This window comes from Alteribacillus bidgolensis (assembly GCF_002886255.1).
Lineage (GTDB): Bacteria > Bacillota > Bacilli > Bacillales > Marinococcaceae > Alteribacillus > Alteribacillus bidgolensis.
The window spans coordinates 245,244-264,619 of sequence record NZ_KZ614149.1 but is presented as its reverse complement, the minus strand read 5'-3'; the positions used below and the strand labels follow the sequence as shown (position 1 = coordinate 264,619).

The window sequence follows — 19,376 nt, the reverse complement described above, 5'->3', positions numbered from 1 at the left end:
CGTTTTTATTGAGAAAAATTTGGCTTGCCGCCAGGTCTTAAAAAAGAAAAAATCTATACTGAAATGAATTTCATAATTCATTTCTACATTATCATAAATGAACATTATATAAAATTTCCTCGTTATCGTTCGATTTTCGATTCAGGCGGACGCTTTCACCCTCAGGGACAAGCGCGACATCTACTCCAACTCACTTTGTTCGTTCTCGTATTGTCTTCTTTGCCGCGGGCTTGGCTTCAGCCTCTTCGGCAGCAATCTGCCTGCGTGGTCTTCAGCTCAAGCTTATCCCGCAGGAGTCGCCGCCTTCCGCTACAATCGATATAATGTTCGTTTTTGATAATCAAAATAGGCACTTATGAAATTGATTCACTGGAATCTAATAAAATTTTATGCTTTCTTAACAGTATAAAAAATGAAGTCATCTGTCAAATCCCTTATTTTTCAGCTAAGGGAAGAAAAACACGGTGAATTAAATACAGACCGAACAGAAATTGATTTTTTGATTATCTATTGTTCAAGTTCATTGATATAATTATAATACACTTGCAGTAAAGAACGGAATTAAAAAAGCTATTACAAATCTCCTCAAAAACAGTTTTATGAACAAGTGAAATTTCTCCCTAAAAGAAAACCTTTCTGATTTTCTAAAATGTGCATATGCTTTTATAAATTCACGCTTCATTTAATGTTTTTGCGAAAAAATTTAATAGGAAAGGAAGATATATATTGAAAAATCTTTCCCGGAATTTCTTCCTGTTTCTTTCACAAAATCAAACATTAAATAAAAGTGCAAAACGATGGGGGTGGAAATTAGGAGCTTCAAGAGTAGTTGCTGGAGAAGATATTAATAGCGCTATGCAGGCTGTACAACAATTAAATGAGGATGGGATTATGTGTACGGTCGACCACCTTGGTGAATTTGTTACCGATGAAAACGAAGCATTGAAGTCTGCAGAGTACTGTATAAAAACGTTGGATGCTATAGTTAGTAAAAACGTAGATTGCAACCTTTCTTTAAAACTGACTCAGCTAGGTCTTGATATTGACCAAAAGATCTGCATGTATAACATGGAAAATATTCTTTCCGCTGCCAAAAAATACGGAATATTTGTAAGAATTGATATGGAAGACTTCAGCCATTATCCTGCGACAATTGACATTTTAAAAAAACTGCGAATGAAGTATGACAATACAGGTACAGTTATTCAAGCATATCTGCACCGGGCTTCTGCAGATGTAGAAGCATTAAAAGGCATTCCTTTGCGGCTTGTTAAAGGTGCTTATAAGGAACCACCTGAAGTCGCATTACAGAAGAAATCCGACATTGATAACAATTTTATCCACATTATTAAGCAGCACCTTTGCAATGGCAGTTACACAGCGATAGCGACTCATGATCATCATATCATTGAAAAAGTAAAAAAGTTTGTGCAAGAAAATAACATTCCAAGAGACTTATTTGAATTTCAAATGCTTTATGGATTTCGTGTAGAAATGCATAAAACATTAGCAGCCGAAGGATACCGTTTCCGAACCTATGTACCATTCGGAAAAGATTGGTATGGGTATTTTATGAGACGGTTAGCGGAAAGGCCGCAAAATGTAGCTTTTGCTTTTAAGGGGTTCTTTTCAAAGTGACCTTTTGCTTTTTAAACGTATGAAAAATATTATTTGCGACTACAAATATCGGCACGGCGATCAAAAGACCAAGAAACCCAGCTACTTCAAACCCTAATAAAAGAGCAAAGACAATAACTAAAGGATGCAGATGAACATTTCGTCCAACGACGTAAGGAGACAAAAAGTTCCCCTCAATTTGCTGAATAAGAAATAAAAGAATTATGGTTATAATTAGTTTACTCGTAGAAACCGAAGCAGCTGCCATTAACGCAGGAGCAGCTCCTAAAACTGGTCCGAAATAAGGTATTATATCAGTGATGGCGATAAAGAGCCCAAGTATTATAGCGTTTGGTATGTTTATAAGCCATAATCCAAAAAATGACAGAATTCCTACTGCACCTGCCACCATGAACTGCCCTCTAATATAGTCTCCAAGGGCTTCATCAACAGCACCTGCAAGCATTTCCCCTTCATCTCTCCATTTATTGGGAACGACATGCTTTATCGTTCTTTCAATCGCCTTTAGATCTTTTAAAAGGTAAAAAACTAAAAATGGCAGGAGTAGAAGCAGAATAATAATATCCACTACGTTTCTCCATTTATGAATTAACCCATTCAGACTCTCTTTAGCCTTTAATTCTGATTGTTCAAAAGCTAATTCAATACTATCGTGAATAGCAGGAGGCAGTGTATCAATTCGATGATGAAGATTAGAAAAAATAGTATATAACTGTTCAAAATATCCCGGGAGATAGCGGGTAAACTTTTCAACCTGGTTGTACATTACTGGACTAAAATACCATATCGCCCATGCTCCTCCTCCAAAAAAAACAACATACACAATTAAGATAGAAATAGACCTAGGTATATGGCGTTTTTGTAAGAAATCAATAATAGGGTGAAGTAAATAAGCAATAAATGCAGCAATAATAAAAGGAAGCAGTACTTTTCCAGCAGCATTAAGTAAGAAAGACCAAATCGGTTTCAGCAAACTCAATAAATAGATAATCAATAGAGATACAGCTAATAACAAAAGACGCTGAAGCCAGATCCATTCCTTTTCTTTTAACATAATAATACCCCTCCTCTTCATTATAGGATGGGGCTTATCATAATTATTTATGAAAAGAAAATATGAAAATTTAACTTGTTCAAACAACAAAATGTATACTTTCTTTCCTATTGATTAAAAGGGGCTGTCTTTCAGCTGAAATAAACTTCGCTTTCTCCCTCAGGGTACAAGTGCGACATCTACTCAAACTCTCTTTGATCGTTCTCGTAGTGTCTTCTTTACCGAGGACAACGCTTCAGCTATTGCTTTTCCCGATGGAGTCTACGTGTATTGCAGCTTAAGTTAATTAAAAAATTTAGCCGACCCGACTTATGGTATGCTCCCCAAAAGGTAGACAGATTAAATAAAAAATCTGTTTGACCTCAAGGGGAGTATTTTTTATGGCGAAAAGTAAGTTTAGTGCACAAGAAAAGCTTGAAGTGATCCAAGCTTATGAAAAAGGGAATTCTTCCATCAAAGAAGTCATAGAACAGTATCAGATTAGATTATCTGCCTTTAAAGATTGGAGAAATAAGTACAATCATCTGGGCCTCGAAGGTTTACAACCTTCAAAAAGCTGGACAACCTATTTGAAAGAAACAAAATTACAGGCAGTTCATGACTATCTTTCGGGGAAGTATTCTCTCGCGGGGATTATTATTCGTTACGGGATATCCACCCAGTCGGTTTTGCGAACGTAATGGTCAAAAAAGACGTGAAAACCACGGGGAAAAGAGTGAATCGTCCAATGACCAAAGGAAGAACAACCAAACTAGCAGAAAGAATTTTCATTGCCAGAGATTACATGGAGAATAATAAAGACTATCAAGGCATCGCTGAACGGTATAATGTGTCCTATCAACAAGAGTATCAATGGACCAAGAAATACGAAGAAGGGGGAGAAGATGCTCTTCGAGATCGACGTGGGAGAGTGACACCCCAGAAGAAAAAACGGTGTGCTGGGGATTTGACTTCCCATACTACTTTTTCGATGGAATCTTTTTGGGGTACGCTAAAGTGAGAGAAGTATTATTTACATAAGTACAAACGTTTGGCGAGTTACAACAAGTTATCGATGACTATATACACTTTTATAATCACGAACGGCTACAAAAACGATTAAACGGCCTTACCCCTATGGAATATAGGAGTAAAGCCGCTTAGATTCTTTTTATTATTTCTACTGTCTACTTGACGGGGTGCAGTTTACTTATGGGACGGCCACCTGATCTTTTCGTTTTAATAAACTGTTTGTTATTTCCTTCTCCAGGTTTTCGCCCAGTGCTGGGTTAATCCCAGATGTTTTCAGCAGAAAAATTAGCACGACTGCGGCGTCTTGTCATTCCTGCAGCTGTGTAATACCAGCTACAGCAAGAGATGTCCAAATATTTCTTCTCCTTGTCATTTGTTCCTCATCCTCCGTGTTCGGAATACCAATTTTTACCAAATAAATCATCCAAACAACAAAGCGTTCCGTCTTCTTCGACCTGATATAAAGTATATTCTCCGTTTTCAATTGTCCATTCTACAAAACATTCCCAGCAATAATAATGTTCTGTACCTATTTTACCTGTATTTTTTGCTTTGCAATAGGGACATTCCATATAAATAACCTTCCCTTTTTTCGTAAATTGTTTCGTAAACACGAAAAGTTTTTATCCATTATGTCCCAGCTTTCTAAAGAATATACTTTTTACGGATACTACTTTGTCTGGAGGATATTAAAATTTACTATTTAAGCTTTATTCATGAAATGAAGCATTATCCTTTTCAAGGAGTTTTTCTTTCAACGTTGTATGTCTATTCTCTCTATGTTTATTGTCAACTGCAAATTCGACAGCACTGTTTTCTCCGCATAATATCAAATAATCTCTGGCTCTTGTAATTGCCGTATACAGCAAATTCCGCTGCAGCATTCTTTTATAAGCCATAAGCATCGGAACTACTACAATTGGGAATTCACTTCCTTGGGCTTTATGAATCGTAGTACAGTAAGCAAGAGTTATTTGGTTAAGGTCTTGTCTTGTATACGTGACCTCTTTTCCTTCAAAAGATAGAACGATCTGCATCTGCTTATCAGCCGTTTCTTTTGCTTCAAAAATAGCTTCTACTACGCCGCGGTCACCATTAAATACGCCTTCTTCAGGATTGTTAATGAGTTGAAGAATGACATCACCCTTGGAATACGTCGTTTCCCCAAATAAGACTTTCCGTTTCTTATCTTCATGAGGGTTATAAAGCTGTTGAAGTGTTTTATTTAACGCATCTACACCTGCAGGACCTTTATACATTGGTGCGAGCACTTGTATATCTAAAGGTGAATAGCCTTTTTTGACAGCTCCTTCACAAACTTTTTCAATTACATCGGATGTTTGAATTTTATTACAGGAAAAAAAGCGGCGGTCTTTACAAGGACTCATTAAATCATGCGGGAGCATGCCTTTTTTTATCGAGTGAGCAAGATTAATAATAGATGAGCCTTCTGCTTGTCTATACACAACAGACAAGGAAACAATGGGAACAATGTTTGTTTCAAGCAGATCACCTAACACTTGTCCTGGACCAACGGAAGGAAGCTGATCTTCGTCACCAACTAAAATTACTTGCATGTCTTCAGGTACAGATCGAAATAATTGATTGGCAAGCCACATGTCTACCATAGATACTTCATCAATAATTAAAAGTTTCCCTTCCAAAGGTTCTTCTTCATCTTTTTCAAAAGCTTCATCACCATCCACGCCATTATATCCTAATAATTTATGGATAGTGCTTGCTTTTAGACCCGTAGACTCCTTCATCCGCTTAGCGGCACGTCCAGTTGGAGCTGCCAGCAGCACTGGAAACGGTTCTTCTTTTTTATAAGTCGAACGGTCAAGCGAAAACCCATGCAGCTTCGAGAATATTTCTACAATGGCTCGAATTACAGTGGTTTTCCCAGTTCCAGGCCCCCCCGTCAATATCATTAAAGGGGAGTGAACCGCTTTTTGAATGGCTTCTTTTTGATGGTCGGCGTATTCAATACCAAATTGCTCTTCTGTTTTACCAAGGGCTTTTAAAAATTCCGCTTCAGAAAAAGCCGCTTCTTCTTCTCGCTCAAGCAATTTTTTAACTTTAGTAACAAACCCTTTTTCTGCAAAATAAAGAGATGCCATGTATACCCTGTCATCTTCTTGAATTAATTTATCTTCTTCAGCAAGTTCAAGCAGTGCCGATTCTAATAATTCATTACTTATCTTATTTTGGGAATCGTTTAATAAGTGCCTTGATTCTTGGGTGAGAAGAGACCACGGTACATATACATGACCGTCCTGCATTGTTTTTTCATACAAAATATATAACATTCCAGCCTTAACACGTTCGGGATCATCGCGTTTAATGCCAAGACTTTTCCCTAATTTGTCTGCTTTGTAAAATCCCACTCCTTCTATATCCCAAACTAACTGATAAGGTGTATCCTGTATGACATCAAAAGTACGCTCTCGGTACGCGTTATATATTTTTACAGCCAGCTCCATTCCAAACCCATATCGGGTCAGCATTGTCATCGCTTGTTCCATTCCCTGGTTCTCAAGCATGGTCTGGTAAATATTCTGCCTTCTTTTTTGATTTAATCCAGATAATTTTTTGAGTTTATCCGGATCATTAAGAATTTTTTCGATCACGTTTTCCCCGAAGTTTTCAACTAGTACAGAAGCCGTTTTTTTACCTATTCCTGGAAATCGCTCACTTGAAAGATATGCAATAAGTGCTTCCTTTTCAGTCGGTATTTCTTTTTTATATATTTGAACGTGATATTGTTTTCCAAAACGCGGATGCTCTTTAAAGACGCCTTCAAAATAATACCGCTCATCCGTTTCCACTGATGGAAAGTACCCAACAACGGTTACTTTTTTTTCGTCTGCCTTGGGATGAGATTTTCTCACTTTTACAATGAGAACGGTATACCCATTTTCTTCATTTCTAAAAATAACATGAACGACTGTGCCGCTTATAAACGATTTGGAAGGTAAATCGTTTTCGTAAGAAACACTTGACATAAGAAACCTCCGGATTATTTATCCAGCAGCTTTTTTGCTTGTTCTTTTCCATTCTGGGCTAACAAATGGTCAGGCTGCTGTTCAATTGCTTGATCAAAAAAAGAAATAGCTTCTTTTAATTCGTCTTGGTACATGCTGGCAACACCTAAATTATAATAAGCATCCGCGTGTGTTTCATCTTCTTTGACTACTCTTTTAAAATGAGGAACAGCTTCATCAATTTGGTGAGATTGAGCTAAACATAATCCGTAATAAAATCTTGCATCCGTGTCACTTGGATTACACTCCAATGCTCTTTGTAACGAGGCTAGTGCATGAGGAAGCCTTCCAGATTGAATATAAGACATCCCCATCATGTAATGTAAACTTTCATCGTCTAACCCTGCCTTGTGGGCTTGCTGATACATCGTTATAGCTTCTCCGTATTTTTCTGCGTTGTATAATACATTTCCTGCCCCGTAATAAGCAGCAGCTGCCTCATTATTTAATTCTAACGCTTTTTGAAAAAAGTTAAGTGCTTTGTCGCTCTCTCCCATTTCAGTTAGAAGGTTTCCAAAATTGATATAGGCCACCGGATCTTCGGGTTCTTCTTCAATAGCCTTATTTAATAACTCCAGTGCTTTTTCCAACTCGCCATTTTGTATAGCTTTCATCGCTTGTTCGTTGGAACTCATATCTTCATCACACTCCCACTTGAATCCTGCTGTTCAATGAATTTCCACTATATGTAAGAAAGGGAAAACGTATTACGCCCCTACGCTTTCCCTTATTTTTATTGCTTGTTCAATTGTGCCGCCTCCAAGACAGATGTCTCCATCATATAACACGACAGACTGACCAGGGGTAATTGCCCGTTGTGAAGTCTTAAACATGATTTTTCTTATACCGTTTTCACTTGGATATACAACGACCTCCTGATCGGATTGACGATAGCGGAATTTTGCAGTACAAGAAAACGGTTCTTTTCTTTCTTTACCGTTTATCCAGTTCATGTCAGACGCATAAAGTCCTTCTGAATAAAGACCTGGATGATGAAAACCTTGTCCTACAATCAGTGTATTATCTTCTAGATTTTTGTCTATAACAAACCACGGTTCTCCGGAGCCGCCAATGCCTAATCCTTGTCTTTGACCTAGTGTGTAATACATAAGGCCGTCATGCGATCCCTTCACTTCTCCATCTGGAGTAACCATGCTGCCTGGCTGTGCTGGCAAATATGACTTCAAAAAGTCTTTAAAATTACGTTCACCAATAAAACAAATACCAGTGCTGTCTTTTTTGCCCGCTGTAGCAAGCCCTTTTTCTTCAGCGATCGTCCTGACTTCTTTTTTCGTTAAGTGTCCTAGCGGAAACATCACTTTTTGAAGCTGATTTTGATTTAATTGATTCAAAAAGTATGTTTGATCTTTGTTGTTATCTATTCCGCGCAGCATAGAGACCGTGCCGTCTTCTTCTCTTTGTACTCTTGCATAATGACCAGTAGCAAGATAATCAGCTCCCAGGGACATAGCATGGTCAAGAAATGCTTTAAACTTAATTTCTTTGTTGCACATCACATCGGGATTCGGCGTTCTTCCCGCTTTATATTCGTCTAGAAAATAGGTGAACACATGGTCCCAATACTTCTGTTCAAAATTCACTGCATAATAAGGGATTCCAAGCTGATTGCATACTTTTATAACGTCATCATAATCTTCTGTAGCGGTACAAACACCATTTTCGTCGGTATCATCCCAATTCTTCATAAAAATACCGATTACTTCATATCCTTCATCTTTTAAAAGAGCGGCTGTTACCGAAGAATCCACACCGCCTGACATTCCTACAATTACTCTTGTATCTTCTGGCTTTTTTTTTGAAGCAGACATAATTGTTTCCTCCTTTCTTAAATAGCTTTCATACGATCTAATATTTTTCGTATTTCAGCAGCTATATATTCCATTTCATCGGCTGTATTTCCCTTTCCAAAGCTGAACCTTACAGAGGAAGACGCCCTATTTTTATCATCAAACATTGCGCTTAATACGTGAGAAGGTTCTACGGAACCAGCCGTACAAGCAGAACCGCTTGATGCTGCAATTCCGGCAAGGTCCAACTGCACAAGAAAAGACTCTAAATGTATATTTGGAAAATATACATTTGTAATATGAGGGAGCTTATCTTTATCCGGTCCATTCATTTCAAAAGGTATTTTTTCAGCCTGCAAAGCTTTTAAAAATTGATCGCTTAATGTTTTGTAAGCGTCATATCGTTTTTGTCGTTCTTGTATTGCAGTTTCTGCTGCTTTTGCAAACCCTGCAGCAGCAGCTAAATTTTCCGTACCTGCTCTGCGTTTTTTCTCCTGTTCTCCCCCAGTTAAAAAAGGGGTCAGTTTTGTTCCTTTTTTAACATACAAAAATCCGGCTCCTTTTGGGCCGTTAATTTTATGAGAAGAAACAGTCATCATTGTAAGAGGTGTATCACTTATATCGATAGCCACTAGTCCATAGGATTGTACGGCGTCGCTATGAAATGCAATATTATACGCAGATGCTAATTCTGCAATTTGTGAAATGGGCTGCAGCGTGCCTACTTCATTATTTCCATGCATTATAGTAATCAAAATAGTACGATCTGTTATCGCCTCTTTTAGTTTGTCTAATTGGACAAAGCCTTCATTGTTTACAGGAAGATAAGTGACCTCAAATCCATACTTTTCAAGCTTTTCACAAGTATGAAGCACTGCATGATGTTCTATTTTTGTCGTAATAATGTGATTGCCTCGATCTTTATTTGCTTGTGCATAACCAATAATAGCAATATTATCAGCTTCTGTTCCTCCGCTCGTTAAAACAATTTCATCAGGGGAAGCTCCAACTGTTTGAGCTAGCTGATCTCGGGCTTTATCTAACTCTTGTCTGGCTTTTCGTCCATAGTTATGAATGCTAGATGGATTTCCAAAACTCTCTTGCATTACTTTCATCATTACGTTTGCTGCTTCTGAATGAATTGGAGTAGTTGCAGCGTGGTCTGCATAAATTTTTTTCACATTTTCACCGTCCTACAGTGCTTACAATCAGATATAAAACATATAATATTCGTGATCATCTTTTCCTTCATAGGAAGCAAGATCTTCTAATGTTGTGCTGTCAAGAACATCTTTGACTGCATCCCTTATTTTTATCCACAAATCCCGCTTGGCGGGTTCTTCATCATCTAATACTTCTACAGGGCTGATTGGTCCTTCAAGTACACGAATAATATCTCCGGCAGTTATTTCTGATGGGGCTTTTGAGAGCATATAACCTCCGTATGCGCCGCGGACACTTTTTACTAAAATAGCATTTCTTAAAGGAGCAATCAGCTGCTCAAGGTAGTGTTCGGATAAAGAATGTTCTTTTGCAATTGATTTTAAAGATACAGGGCCTTCACCGTATTTTTTTGCTAAAGCCATCATTATAGTTAGTCCGTATCGTCCCTTGGTTGATATCTTCACATTTTACACCTCTTTCAATAAGTCGATGAACAAGTTTTCTGCACTGCGGCAAGGCAAAACCAACGACATGGCCTATGCCGATACAAAATAAAATCGTCCCTATAAACACAGGGCCTCCTAAAAACCATCCTGCTGATAAAACTGTTATTTCCATTATCCCCCGAACACGGGATACTTTCCAGCCTGTTTTTTCTTGAAGTGCAATCATAAGACTGTCCCTTGGACCAGCTCCGCATTCCGGGGCAATATAAATGCCTATTCCATATCCGATAATTAAGATTCCTAATAAAAGCATTAAAAGCTTAAACACAAATGCATCAGGCGTCGATAATAAAAACAAAAAAATGTCTATAAAAACTCCAACTAAAACCATGTTGGCTATACCGCCAGACTGCGGCCATTCTTTTTGCAAAAGGGAGGTAAACCCAATAATAAAAATACCCATTATAATGCTCCATGTACCAACTGTCAATCCCAGCTGCTTTTGAAGCCCGATGTGCAGGACATCCCACGGAGCACTTCCTAAATCTGCAGTAATCATCATGGCAATTCCGAATGACATGATAATTAATCCGGCCATAAAAATAAGCCACCTTGATAAGAGGTGCTCCCCTTTTACGAATGTTCTCTCCATTTTTCCCCTTCTCTCTATTTTAGCAAAAACTAATGATATAATAGAAATACTCGGCTTGACACCTTGTAAAGAAAACCGGCAATTGACGAGTCTGAAAGGCAGTGACAGAGCATAGTTACCCTTTTACTATATTCCAAATAGTCTTAAGCACATTCTGCAAAGAACCCCTCGTTTTGTGACGATGGCATTCGTACATGCTGTACGTTGAACGCTGACGTTTATTTATACTGTTAACCATAAAAGGTATATGTGCTAATAAGTGTAAAAATAAAAATTTCTTTACAGCCAAGTGCCATTATAGCATGAATGTAAATGATTTTGCATGACGCATGCTTCCATGCAGCTGACATGTTTCTCAGTTGTTTAAAAGATCCCGTTCATGTACTGTAAAAAAATAATAATTAATTATTTTTTTTTAATTGCCGGAGCTGTTCTTCTTTTAATTTTTCATATACCTTCTTGAATTTTTCTTCTTGTCCTGCTTCGATTGGGTCATAAAATCCAATGTTTTCCATACCACTCGGAAGATACTGCTGTGCCACCCAGCCGCCGAATTTACCTATCGGATAATGGTGGGGATATTTATACTCATTGCCATGCCCCAATTTTTCAGCACCTTTATAATGAGCGTCTTTCAAATGATCTGGAATCGTTATTCTTTTTCCTTCTTGAACATATGATATTGCTTCATTTATCGCCATATAAGCACGGTTTGATTTCGGAGAAAGACATAGTTCAATGACTATATTTGCAAGTGGTATTCTTGCCTCTGGAAATCCTAATCGTTCGGCAGTCTGGATTGCTGCTAGTGCTCGTTCTCCCATTTCAGGTTTTGCTAATCCTACATCTTCATAAGCAGCACATAATATTCTTCTAGAAATACCGACTAAATCTCCTGCTTCTATTAAAAGAGCAAGCATTAAACATGCTGCGTCCGCATCTCCTCCTCTAATAGATTTATGAAATCCACTTAAAACGTCATAATGGCCGTCTCCTGTTTTATCTATATTAAGATCATTTTTTTGCACAGAATTTTTCACTGTTTCCACAGTGATAGGGACACGGTTATTGCTATCAACTTCACTGCTTAAAAAGGAAATTTCAAGTTTATTAAGTGCAGCTCTCATGTCACCGCCGCTGATGTCTGCGATTACTTGCAGCGTATTATCTTCCACATCTAACTCGTATTGTCCAAGCCCCTTTTCTTCATCCTCAACTGCTCTTTTTAAACCTTCTACAATTTCACTTTTCGTTAGCGGCTGTAACTCAAAAATTAAACATCTAGATCTTATAGCGGGGTTTATATTGTGGTACGGGTTTTCACTTGTCAATCCTATTAATATTAGAAGTCCCTTCTCTATATGCGGCAGCAAGAACTCAATTTGTGTCTTAGAAAAACGGTGAATTTCATCCACACAAAGTACGATAGTCTCGTTATACATCTTGGCTTCATTTACCACGATCTCCAAGTCTTTTTTGTTACTTGAGGTTGCGTTAAGTTTTCGAAAACGAAGGCCGGTAGAACCAGCAAAAGCATTGGCAATAGATGTCTTACCTACTCCGGGCCTTCCGTAAAGGATCATGGAGGATAAATGTTCCTTGTTAATCATTTGGAACAAAGGTTTTTCTTCAGAAAGTAAATGTTTTTGTCCAATAACTTCTTCTATTACTTCCGGTCTCATTTTATATGCTAGAGGTTCATGTTTCATACTTTTCACTCCAGGTTTTAGACATTAAAAGTACTAAAAGGCTTTCTCTCATTGCTTCTTTCATTATAAGTAACACAATACATAAAACACATTACCAAATGTTAATCCGTCTTTTCTATCTTTTTGCTTCACTTATTATAGAGTTGGTATGTAAAATGCTGCTCTTCGCCTCGTTTCACTACACATCACTTAAAGAAATTTCATTAAATCTATGTAACAGATAATGCTCAAACTATAAGCACACACCAGTATTTTCATAAATTGTTATTCCTCATTACTACGTATAAAAAGTCATTTTAGCGTCCAGACTGGTTAACGGTAAATCTAGTTTTTTGCGCTCTAAAGACAGGATGCCTTATGAATTGAAGTAAAGATAAGCAAATGAAATAAAGGAGAGAATAATTATGAATTTGAGACAGGATGCATGGTCAGATAAAGACGACCGACTTTTGGCCAATACTGTTTTAAAACATATTCGTGAAGGAAGCACACAACTAAAAGCGTTTGATGAAACAGGAGATATGTTAGAAAGGACCTCAGCTGCCTGCGGATTCCGCTGGAATGCAATTGTTCGGCAAAAATATGAGCATAAAGTGAAGGAAGCAAAACGAGAACGCAAAATGAGAATGCGTGCTAGTGCAAATCAAGCCGCAAACCAAATTAATCCTGCACGTCATAGCGGTTCACTTACAATAGACCATATTATCACTCATCTAGAAGGAGTAGCCGATGAATTAGATCAACATGGTCCTGCTCCATCGGAGGACATTGAAAAAGAGATTACTTCTCTAGAACAAGCAAAAAAGACATTGCAGCAAGAAATTAATGAAATGAAAAATGAGTATAATACGATGAAACGTGATTATGATACTATTGTTCATATGATGAATCGAGCAAGAGAAATGGCTATGACAGAAGAAAGTCTCCCTGCCTCTAACGTTTTTCGTATGGATCGCAACGGCAATTTAGAAAAGCTTTCCATCTGAACTGCATTCAAATTAAGTGTTAATTTAAACTGTCTCCGTGTAATCAGAGACAGTTTTTTTGTTACTCATGCATTCGTTGAATGTCGATTCCTTCCAGCAGCTTATTAATAACATGACCTGCTGCTATTAACCCAGCAACCGAGGGTACGAATGCATTAGAAGAAGGCGGCATTTTCGATTTGCGTATGTTACTCTTTTCCGCTGTATCTGGAACAATCCGATTTCGTACTTCCTCTTTTATTTTGATTGGTGTTTCATCTGAAAACACTACGTCTATCCCTTTATATATACCGCTTTTTCTTAGTTCTCTTCGCATCACTCTGGCCATTGGATCATTTTCTGTTTCAAACAAGTCTACAATGGATAATCGGGAAGAATCCATTTTATTTGCTGCTCCCATACTTGAAATCACTGGAATTCCCCGCTCATGGCACTCTTTAATTAAGTGGATCTTGTAAGAAATTGTATCTGAGGCGTCTATGATGTAATCGGGTTCGTATGCAAAAAACTCTTTATGCGTTTCTTCCGTATAAAACATTTTTACATCTTCAATCTCACACTCAGGATTAATATCCAGAAGTCTCTCTTTCATCACATCTACTTTAGGTCTTCCAACTGTAGACATTAGAGCATGCAACTGTCTGTTAACATTTGTAATATCGATATCATCTTTGTCAACAAGGATAACACGTCCAACTCCAGATCGAACAAGCGCTTCAGCAGAAAAAGAACCGACTCCTCCAACACCGAGTACAGCCACTGATTTATTTTTCAACTGCTGCAATCCTGCTTGTCCTATAGCTAATTCATTTCGAGAAAACTGATGAAGCATGATAGTCCCTCCTTCAAAATGTCATTTCACATAAAAAACCCCGGGGATAATTCCCCAGGGGGTTGTTTTTCAAAGTTGGAAGAGTCCCGATGTGCCGTCAAACGAACTTAGTTTTGAAGCCTGCTCTTGGCAGGTGGGTGCCCTGTTCAATCCTTCAAACGTCCACTTCATTAGAGGCTTGTTATCCAGATTGAAACTGCAGGCTCCCAATGTGAAAATGTTGGCTCAAAACGATGAGTGTCCCACGTACACCTCAGGACTCTTCAAATTGATTTGATTATATAATAGCACGGAGCGGCAATCAGGTCAAGGTGTTTCCAAGTGCTTGTTGCCTTTGTTTTAACAAAATAGGATAAATCTCCTGTACCTTGTTCATTTCCCTTAATTAATGTTTGCACTTGATGTAATCTGGGTATAGTAAGTGTTCGTTAACATTGTATAACAGGAAGATACAATAAAACAATCTTCTGCCCATTCCCTGCTTAAATAAATCCTGCGTTTTTTGAGCATACAATTAGACTCTAGGAGATGATTCAACATGACAGAAGAAGATCTTGCGGCTGATCAACCACTTGCAAGCCAAGAAATAATTGTTATCGAACAAAAAATTGAATGGCTGCAAAAAACACAATCAGAATATAGAGAGTTTATTTACCTTTTTTCTCATTCGATCATAGCAGGCGAGCACAGCTATTCTTTAAAGGAAGTGTTTGATATATCTTATAGGTGGTCGCCTGGACAAATTGGTTTTTTGTACCTTCATACTACTGGAGGGGTCAGAACCTTTCACATACAGTCAGACCCGTCCTATTTTGTTCAAAAGTTTAGAGGAATGGAGCATTTATAAACGGGTTCCCTATTCTTCTTCTTCAAACTTCACTATTTCTAAATTCAGTTCATCAAGCTGACTGCTGCTTACTTCCCCAGGTGCCTTAGTTAACAGGCAGCTTGCACTGGCCGTTTTTGGAAAAGCAATCGTATCCCGAAGGTTATTGCGGCCAGCAAGCAGCATTATCAATCTATCAAGGCCTAGGGCAATCCCGCCGTGAGGAGGCGTTCCATACTCAAATGCATCTAATAAAAATCCAAATTGCTCACGAGCCTCTTCTTCACTGAAACCGAGAGCTTTAAACATTTTTTCTTGAAGCTCTCTTTCATATATGCGTTGAGAACCCCCTCCCAATTCGTAGCCGTTTAACACAAGATCATACGCTTCTGCACGAACCTCTTCTGGATTTCCCTCTAATTTAGGAATATCTTCACGAATTGGACTTGTAAACGGATGGTGCATTGCTGTATAGCGGTCAGCGTCTTCATCATATTCCATAAGCGGAAATTCTGTCACCCACAAGAAATTAAATTTGCTGTGGTCGATCAAGCCAAGATCTTTTCCAAATTTCAGACGAAGTGCTCCCATTGCATCATATACAATTTGCTTTTTATCTGCACCAAAGAACAATAAGTCACCTGCCTGTGCATCAAGTGCTTTTCTAATTTCTGCTGTTTCTTCTTCGCTGAAGAATTTTGCGATCGGTCCTTTCAGGCTTTCCTCTTCCACTTTTAACCAGGCAAGTCCCTTAGCTCCGTACACCGCTACAAAATCTGCTAAGTCGTCAATTTCTTTTCTTGACATCTCATTGGCCACGCCTTTTACATTCAAGCCTTTTACAATACCGCCGTTTTTAACTGCATTAGCAAATACTTTAAAATCACTGTCTTTTACAATGTCTGAAAGTTCTACTAGTTCCATCCCAAAGCGAGTATCCGGCTTATCCGAGCCGTATCGGTTCATCGCCTCTTCATATGTAAGACGCGGAAACGGCGCAGGTATATTAAGACCGTGAACTTCTTTCATAATCTTTTTCATCATCTCTTCCATCATAGACAGAAAATCTTCTTTATCCATAAAGGAGGCTTCGATATCTACCTGCGTAAATTCTGGCTGCCGATCTGCTCTTAAATCCTCATCACGGAAGCAGCGCACAATCTGAAAGTATTTCTCAAAACCAGATACCATTAATAGCTGCTTGAATAGCTGCGGTGACTGAGGAAGCGCATAGAATTCACCACGATGCACACGGCTTGGCACTAAATAGTCTCTGGCCCCTTCTGGTGTACTCTTTGTGAGCATAGGAGTTTCTATGTCCAAAAAGTCATTCTCGTCAAGAAAATCGCGAATTAATTTTGTCGTTTTATGACGAAGTTTAAATGTTTCTCTCATTTCAGGACGACGTAAATCAAGATAGCGGTATCTCAAACGAACATCTTCTGATACATCTGTTTCACCATCCACTTGAAATGGAAGCGGTTTTGAATTGTTTAATATCGCCATTTCATCAACTTGAACTTCAACGGTTCCTGTTGGAATTTTTTCATTATATGTTTCCTCATCTCTTTTAACGACCGTACCTTTCACATCAAGTACATATTCACTTCTTACAGTATCCATTTTTTCCAACGCTTCCGCTGATATTTCGGGATTGGCAACAATTTGTACAATGCCAGTTCGGTCTCTTAAATCAACAAAAATAACTTGTCCTAAGTCCCTTCTCGTTTGAGCCCAGCCTTTTAATTCTACTCTTTCTCCGATTAGCTTTTCTGAAATCTCTCCACAATAATGAGTACGTCCAATCATTACTTTTCTTCCTCCATTTTCCCTCTAATATAATGTGTAAATTCTTTAAGCGGGACTTCTTTTTGTTCCCCGCTTGCCATAGATTTAACATTAATAATTCCTTTTTGCAGCTCGTCCTCTCCTAGTACAGCTGTATAAGAAGCTTGCAGGCGGTCTGCTGCCTTAAACTGTCCTTTAATTTTTTTATTTACATAATCTTTGTCAGCAGAAATACCAGCCCTTCGCAATTCGGTTAATAAAACTGCCGCTTCTTCTGATGGCTGTTCTCCTAAAGCAACAAGATAACAGTCCAAGCCTTTTTTTACAGGAAGATCCACTTTTTGTGCTTCTAATGCCATTAATAACCTTTCAATACTCAATGCAAATCCAATGCCATGAGATTCCGGACCTCCCATTTCTTCAACGAGACCGTTATAGCGGCCTCCTCCCATTAACGTTGTAATTGCTCCAAAACCTTCGCCTTCAATCATAATTTCAAAAGCGGTATTGTTATAATAATCTAAACCACGCACAAGCCCCGAATCTACTTCATAAGGAATGTCCATGTTATCTAGTAAACGCTGGACAGCGGCAAAATATTGACGGGACTGCTCATTTAAATAATCTAAGATGGAAGGAGCATTATCCATCAATGGGTGGTCTCGGTCTTTTTTGCAGTCAAGAATGCGAAGTGGATTTTTTTCCAGCCTGTCTTGACAATCACTGCAAAATTCATGAATGTGAGGTTTAAAGTGAGCGATTAACGCATCTCTGTGAGCTTTTCTGCTGTCTTGATCACCCAGACTGTTAAGTACAAGTTTTAATCCTTTCAAACCTAATTCATTATAAAATTCCATGGCCATAGCAATGACTTCTGCATCAATAGCCGGGTCATCACTTCCGATAGCCTCTACACCAAACTGAAAAAACTGCCGCATTCTCCCTGATTGAGGCCTTTCATAACGAAACATCGGACCAATATAGTACAACTTCTCCGGCTGAGTCGCACTTCCATAAAGTTTGTTCTCAACGTAGGAACGGACAACAGATGCAGTACCTTCTGGTCTCAACGTTAAGCTGCGGCCGCCTCTATCTGTAAATGTATACATTTCCTTTTGCACAATATCCGTTGTATCTCCTACACCACGCTGAAATAATTCTGTTTGTTCAAAAATCGGCGTTCGAATTTCAGCATAGTTGAATCTTCGGCAAATTTCATGAACTTTCCCTTCAATCCACTGCCATTTTTCAGAGGTTCCCGGTAAAATATCCTGTGTCCCTCTAGGTATGCGAATATCCATATGTAATGCTCCTTTCTAGGCTCCCCTTTTAGCTTCACGCGAAAAACGTCTTATTACCCACACCTTTATGAAAAGGGTTCAAAACAAAAAAAGATATACTTAAAAAACTGAAAATCAGAAGGGCTTTCCCATAAGCCTGTTCCTCGCAAACACAACTGGAATATATTCGCTTTCCACAGGCGGCGGTTCAGCCTTCTCGTAAGCAAATCCTTCACTGCGTAGTCTTTACACGGGCCCATTTCAGCAGGACTTCCGCATATTTCCGCTGCTGGATGAACATACACCTTGAACTAATCTTTTGAGACAGTTCCCTTTCTCTTATAACTTCTGTTTTCTTTGATAACACAAAAAACTCGTCTCTCGTAAACAACGAGGGACGAGTTTTCACCCGTGGTACCACCCTGGTTGAAGCAGTAATTTGTGCTTCCACTTGCTACAGTTAACGCCTGGTTTACGTCTGTCCCTACTAACCAGTGCTTTCGAAACAGAGCCTAAAGAGTGTCTTTCAGCAGGAAGTATATAGAACTGTTCTCAGCCCTTGCAGTTCCTCTCTGTGTATACTTATCTCCCGCCTACTTTCTCCTTCATCAGCTTAACTCTTATTAACTGATATCTATCATACGAATGTAGGTGATTGTTGTCAACCTGCTATTTTTTTGGAGTGCTTTCTAAAATAAGAGTAACAGGACCATCATTTGTCAAGGTGATATTCATCATTGCTCCAAATTTTCCAGTTTCAACTTCAACACCTTTTTCTTTAATAATTTTATTAAATTGATTATATAATGCTTCTGCCTTTTCAGGCTTTGCAGCTTCCATAAAATTAGGACGTCTTCCCTTTTTGCAATCACCATATAGAGTGAATTGAGAAATCGACAGTATTTTACCGTTCGTATCCATGAGTCCTTTATTCATTTTGCCCGTTTCATCTTCAAAAATTCTTAAGTGAATGAGTTTATCTGCCATCCATTTTAGATCTTGTTCAGTATCGTCGTGAGTAAACCCTACTAATGCGACGATTCCGTGATCAATAGATCCAGTAATTTCTCCTTCTACCACACACTCTCCATTCTGTGAACGCTGAACAACTACTTTCATACGTACAACTTATCCTTTC

The 19,376-nt window shown here is 38.5% G+C and carries 17 protein-coding genes, 1 other RNA gene, 2 pseudogenes and 1 other annotated feature; of the genes and pseudogenes, 6 read left to right on the top strand and 14 right to left on the bottom strand.

Translation table 11 applies throughout. The annotated features are described in order from the left end of the window. Positions 1-723: 723 nt before the first annotated feature. Positions 724-1,638 (top strand): proline dehydrogenase family protein, encoded by a 915-nt coding sequence (locus tag CEF16_RS01430; RefSeq protein WP_091586986.1) that lies wholly within the window; start codon positions 724-726, stop codon positions 1,636-1,638. Here CEF16_RS01430 and CEF16_RS01425 read toward each other — a convergent pair. Further along, positions 1,616-2,692, bottom strand: a complete 1,077-nt coding sequence (locus CEF16_RS01425) for an AI-2E family transporter (protein ID WP_170031472.1) — start codon at positions 2,690-2,692, stop codon at positions 1,616-1,618. The two genes, CEF16_RS01430 and CEF16_RS01425, sit on opposite strands and share 23 nt — an antisense overlap. Positions 2,693-3,072: 380 nt before the next feature. Here CEF16_RS01425 and CEF16_RS01420 point away from each other — a divergent pair, with 380 nt between their 5' ends. The 3 genes and pseudogenes from CEF16_RS01420 to CEF16_RS25175 all read left to right on the top strand — a co-directional run. After that, on the top strand, positions 3,073-3,372 hold the full coding sequence (locus CEF16_RS01420; RefSeq protein ID WP_091586984.1) for a helix-turn-helix domain-containing protein: 300 nt from the start codon (positions 3,073-3,075) through the stop codon (positions 3,370-3,372). Beyond that, positions 3,372-3,590: pseudogene (locus tag CEF16_RS25180) on the top strand (helix-turn-helix domain-containing protein); the annotation flags it as partial. The gene CEF16_RS01420 and the pseudogene CEF16_RS25180, both read left to right, overlap by 1 nt. Before the next feature lie 72 nt (positions 3,591-3,662). Then, positions 3,663-3,835, top strand: a pseudogene (locus CEF16_RS25175) (IS3 family transposase); the annotation flags it as partial. Between the two features lie 248 nt (positions 3,836-4,083). Here CEF16_RS25175 and CEF16_RS01405 read toward each other — a convergent pair. From CEF16_RS01405 to CEF16_RS01370, 8 genes are all read right to left on the bottom strand, one after another. After that, positions 4,084-4,275 (bottom strand): hypothetical protein, encoded by a 192-nt coding sequence (locus CEF16_RS01405; protein WP_091586982.1) that lies wholly within the window; start codon positions 4,273-4,275, stop codon positions 4,084-4,086. A 138-nt stretch (positions 4,276-4,413) separates the two neighbouring features. Beyond that, a complete protein-coding gene (gene recD2, locus CEF16_RS01400) occupies positions 4,414-6,708 on the bottom strand; it encodes an SF1B family DNA helicase RecD2 (protein WP_091586981.1) in 2,295 nt (764 codons plus the stop codon). 14 nt (positions 6,709-6,722) lie between these two features. After that, complete coding sequence (locus CEF16_RS01395; RefSeq protein WP_091586980.1) at positions 6,723-7,382, bottom strand: tetratricopeptide repeat protein; 660 nt, start codon at positions 7,380-7,382, stop codon at positions 6,723-6,725. A 72-nt stretch (positions 7,383-7,454) separates the two neighbouring features. Next, entirely contained in the window at positions 7,455-8,576 is a 1,122-nt protein-coding gene (mnmA, locus tag CEF16_RS01390; protein ID WP_091586979.1) for a tRNA 2-thiouridine(34) synthase MnmA, read from the bottom strand. A gap of 17 nt (positions 8,577-8,593) precedes the next feature. Next, positions 8,594-9,736, bottom strand: coding sequence for a cysteine desulfurase family protein (locus CEF16_RS01385; protein ID WP_091586978.1), 1,143 nt, complete (start codon positions 9,734-9,736; stop codon positions 8,594-8,596). Between the two features lie 27 nt (positions 9,737-9,763). Then, entirely contained in the window at positions 9,764-10,183 is a 420-nt protein-coding gene (gene cymR, locus CEF16_RS01380; protein WP_091586977.1) for a cysteine metabolism transcriptional regulator CymR, read from the bottom strand. After that, complete coding sequence (locus CEF16_RS01375; protein WP_091586976.1) at positions 10,116-10,817, bottom strand: YczE/YyaS/YitT family protein; 702 nt, start codon at positions 10,815-10,817, stop codon at positions 10,116-10,118. The genes cymR and CEF16_RS01375 overlap by 68 nt, the downstream gene beginning before the upstream one ends. A 401-nt stretch (positions 10,818-11,218) precedes the next feature. Then, positions 11,219-12,526 (bottom strand): replication-associated recombination protein A, encoded by a 1,308-nt coding sequence (locus CEF16_RS01370; protein ID WP_091586975.1) that lies wholly within the window; start codon positions 12,524-12,526, stop codon positions 11,219-11,221. Positions 12,527-12,930: 404 nt separating this feature from the next. Here CEF16_RS01370 and CEF16_RS01365 point away from each other — a divergent pair, with 404 nt between their 5' ends. Continuing rightward, a complete protein-coding gene (locus tag CEF16_RS01365) occupies positions 12,931-13,512 on the top strand; it encodes an RsfA family transcriptional regulator (RefSeq protein ID WP_091586974.1) in 582 nt (193 codons plus the stop codon). Between the two features lie 61 nt (positions 13,513-13,573). Here CEF16_RS01365 and CEF16_RS01360 read toward each other — a convergent pair whose 3' ends face one another. Continuing rightward, the gene (locus tag CEF16_RS01360) at positions 13,574-14,344 is read right to left on the bottom strand and encodes a tRNA threonylcarbamoyladenosine dehydratase (protein WP_091586973.1); all 771 of its coding nucleotides are present in this window, start codon (positions 14,342-14,344) and stop codon (positions 13,574-13,576) included. Between the two features lie 79 nt (positions 14,345-14,423). After that, a non-coding RNA gene (ssrS, locus tag CEF16_RS01355) (6S RNA) lies at positions 14,424-14,607 on the bottom strand. A 275-nt stretch (positions 14,608-14,882) separates the two neighbouring features. Between ssrS and CEF16_RS01350 the strand changes: the two genes are divergently transcribed. Continuing rightward, on the top strand, positions 14,883-15,191 hold the full coding sequence (locus CEF16_RS01350; RefSeq protein WP_091586972.1) for a hypothetical protein: 309 nt from the start codon (positions 14,883-14,885) through the stop codon (positions 15,189-15,191). Positions 15,192-15,200: 9 nt separating this feature from the next. Here CEF16_RS01350 and aspS read toward each other — a convergent pair whose 3' ends face one another. The 3 genes from aspS to dtd form a co-directional block, all read right to left on the bottom strand. Continuing rightward, positions 15,201-16,979: an aspartate--tRNA ligase gene (aspS, locus tag CEF16_RS01345; RefSeq protein ID WP_091586971.1), complete on the bottom strand. Its 1,779-nt coding sequence runs from the start codon at positions 16,977-16,979 to the stop codon at positions 15,201-15,203. After that, on the bottom strand, positions 16,979-18,259 hold the full coding sequence (gene hisS, locus CEF16_RS01340) for a histidine--tRNA ligase (RefSeq protein ID WP_091586970.1): 1,281 nt from the start codon (positions 18,257-18,259) through the stop codon (positions 16,979-16,981). The genes aspS and hisS overlap by 1 nt, the downstream gene beginning before the upstream one ends. A 369-nt stretch (positions 18,260-18,628) precedes the next feature. After that, positions 18,629-18,856: a binding site (T-box leader), on the bottom strand. A gap of 51 nt (positions 18,857-18,907) precedes the next feature. Continuing rightward, positions 18,908-19,357 (bottom strand): D-aminoacyl-tRNA deacylase, encoded by a 450-nt coding sequence (gene dtd, locus CEF16_RS01335; RefSeq protein ID WP_091586969.1) that lies wholly within the window; start codon positions 19,355-19,357, stop codon positions 18,908-18,910. Positions 19,358-19,376 lie beyond the last annotated feature (19 nt).

What these genes read in the sequence shown, in the direction of transcription:
- CEF16_RS01425 (WP_170031472.1), bottom strand. Translation starts at nt 2,692, where the DNA reads ATGTTAAAAGAAAAGGAATGGATCTGGCTTCAGCGTCTTTTGTTATTA.
- CEF16_RS01420 (WP_091586984.1), top strand. Translation starts at nt 3,073, where the DNA reads ATGGCGAAAAGTAAGTTTAGTGCACAAGAAAAGCTTGAAGTGATCCAA.
- CEF16_RS01405 (WP_091586982.1), bottom strand. Translation starts at nt 4,275, where the DNA reads ATGGAATGTCCCTATTGCAAAGCAAAAAATACAGGTAAAATAGGTACA.
- recD2 (WP_091586981.1), bottom strand. Translation starts at nt 6,708, where the DNA reads ATGTCAAGTGTTTCTTACGAAAACGATTTACCTTCCAAATCGTTTATA.
- CEF16_RS01395 (WP_091586980.1), bottom strand. Translation starts at nt 7,382, where the DNA reads ATGAGTTCCAACGAACAAGCGATGAAAGCTATACAAAATGGCGAGTTG.
- mnmA (WP_091586979.1), bottom strand. Translation starts at nt 8,576, where the DNA reads ATGTCTGCTTCAAAAAAAAAGCCAGAAGATACAAGAGTAATTGTAGGA.
- CEF16_RS01375 (WP_091586976.1), bottom strand. Translation starts at nt 10,817, where the DNA reads ATGGAGAGAACATTCGTAAAAGGGGAGCACCTCTTATCAAGGTGGCTT.
- CEF16_RS01370 (WP_091586975.1), bottom strand. Translation starts at nt 12,526, where the DNA reads ATGAAACATGAACCTCTAGCATATAAAATGAGACCGGAAGTAATAGAA.
- CEF16_RS01365 (WP_091586974.1), top strand. Translation starts at nt 12,931, where the DNA reads ATGAATTTGAGACAGGATGCATGGTCAGATAAAGACGACCGACTTTTG.
- CEF16_RS01360 (WP_091586973.1), bottom strand. Translation starts at nt 14,344, where the DNA reads ATGCTTCATCAGTTTTCTCGAAATGAATTAGCTATAGGACAAGCAGGA.
- CEF16_RS01350 (WP_091586972.1), top strand. Translation starts at nt 14,883, where the DNA reads ATGACAGAAGAAGATCTTGCGGCTGATCAACCACTTGCAAGCCAAGAA.
- aspS (WP_091586971.1), bottom strand. Translation starts at nt 16,979, where the DNA reads ATGATTGGACGTACTCATTATTGTGGAGAGATTTCAGAAAAGCTAATC.
- hisS (WP_091586970.1), bottom strand. Translation starts at nt 18,259, where the DNA reads ATGGATATTCGCATACCTAGAGGGACACAGGATATTTTACCGGGAACC.
- dtd (WP_091586969.1), bottom strand. Translation starts at nt 19,357, where the DNA reads ATGAAAGTAGTTGTTCAGCGTTCACAGAATGGAGAGTGTGTGGTAGAA.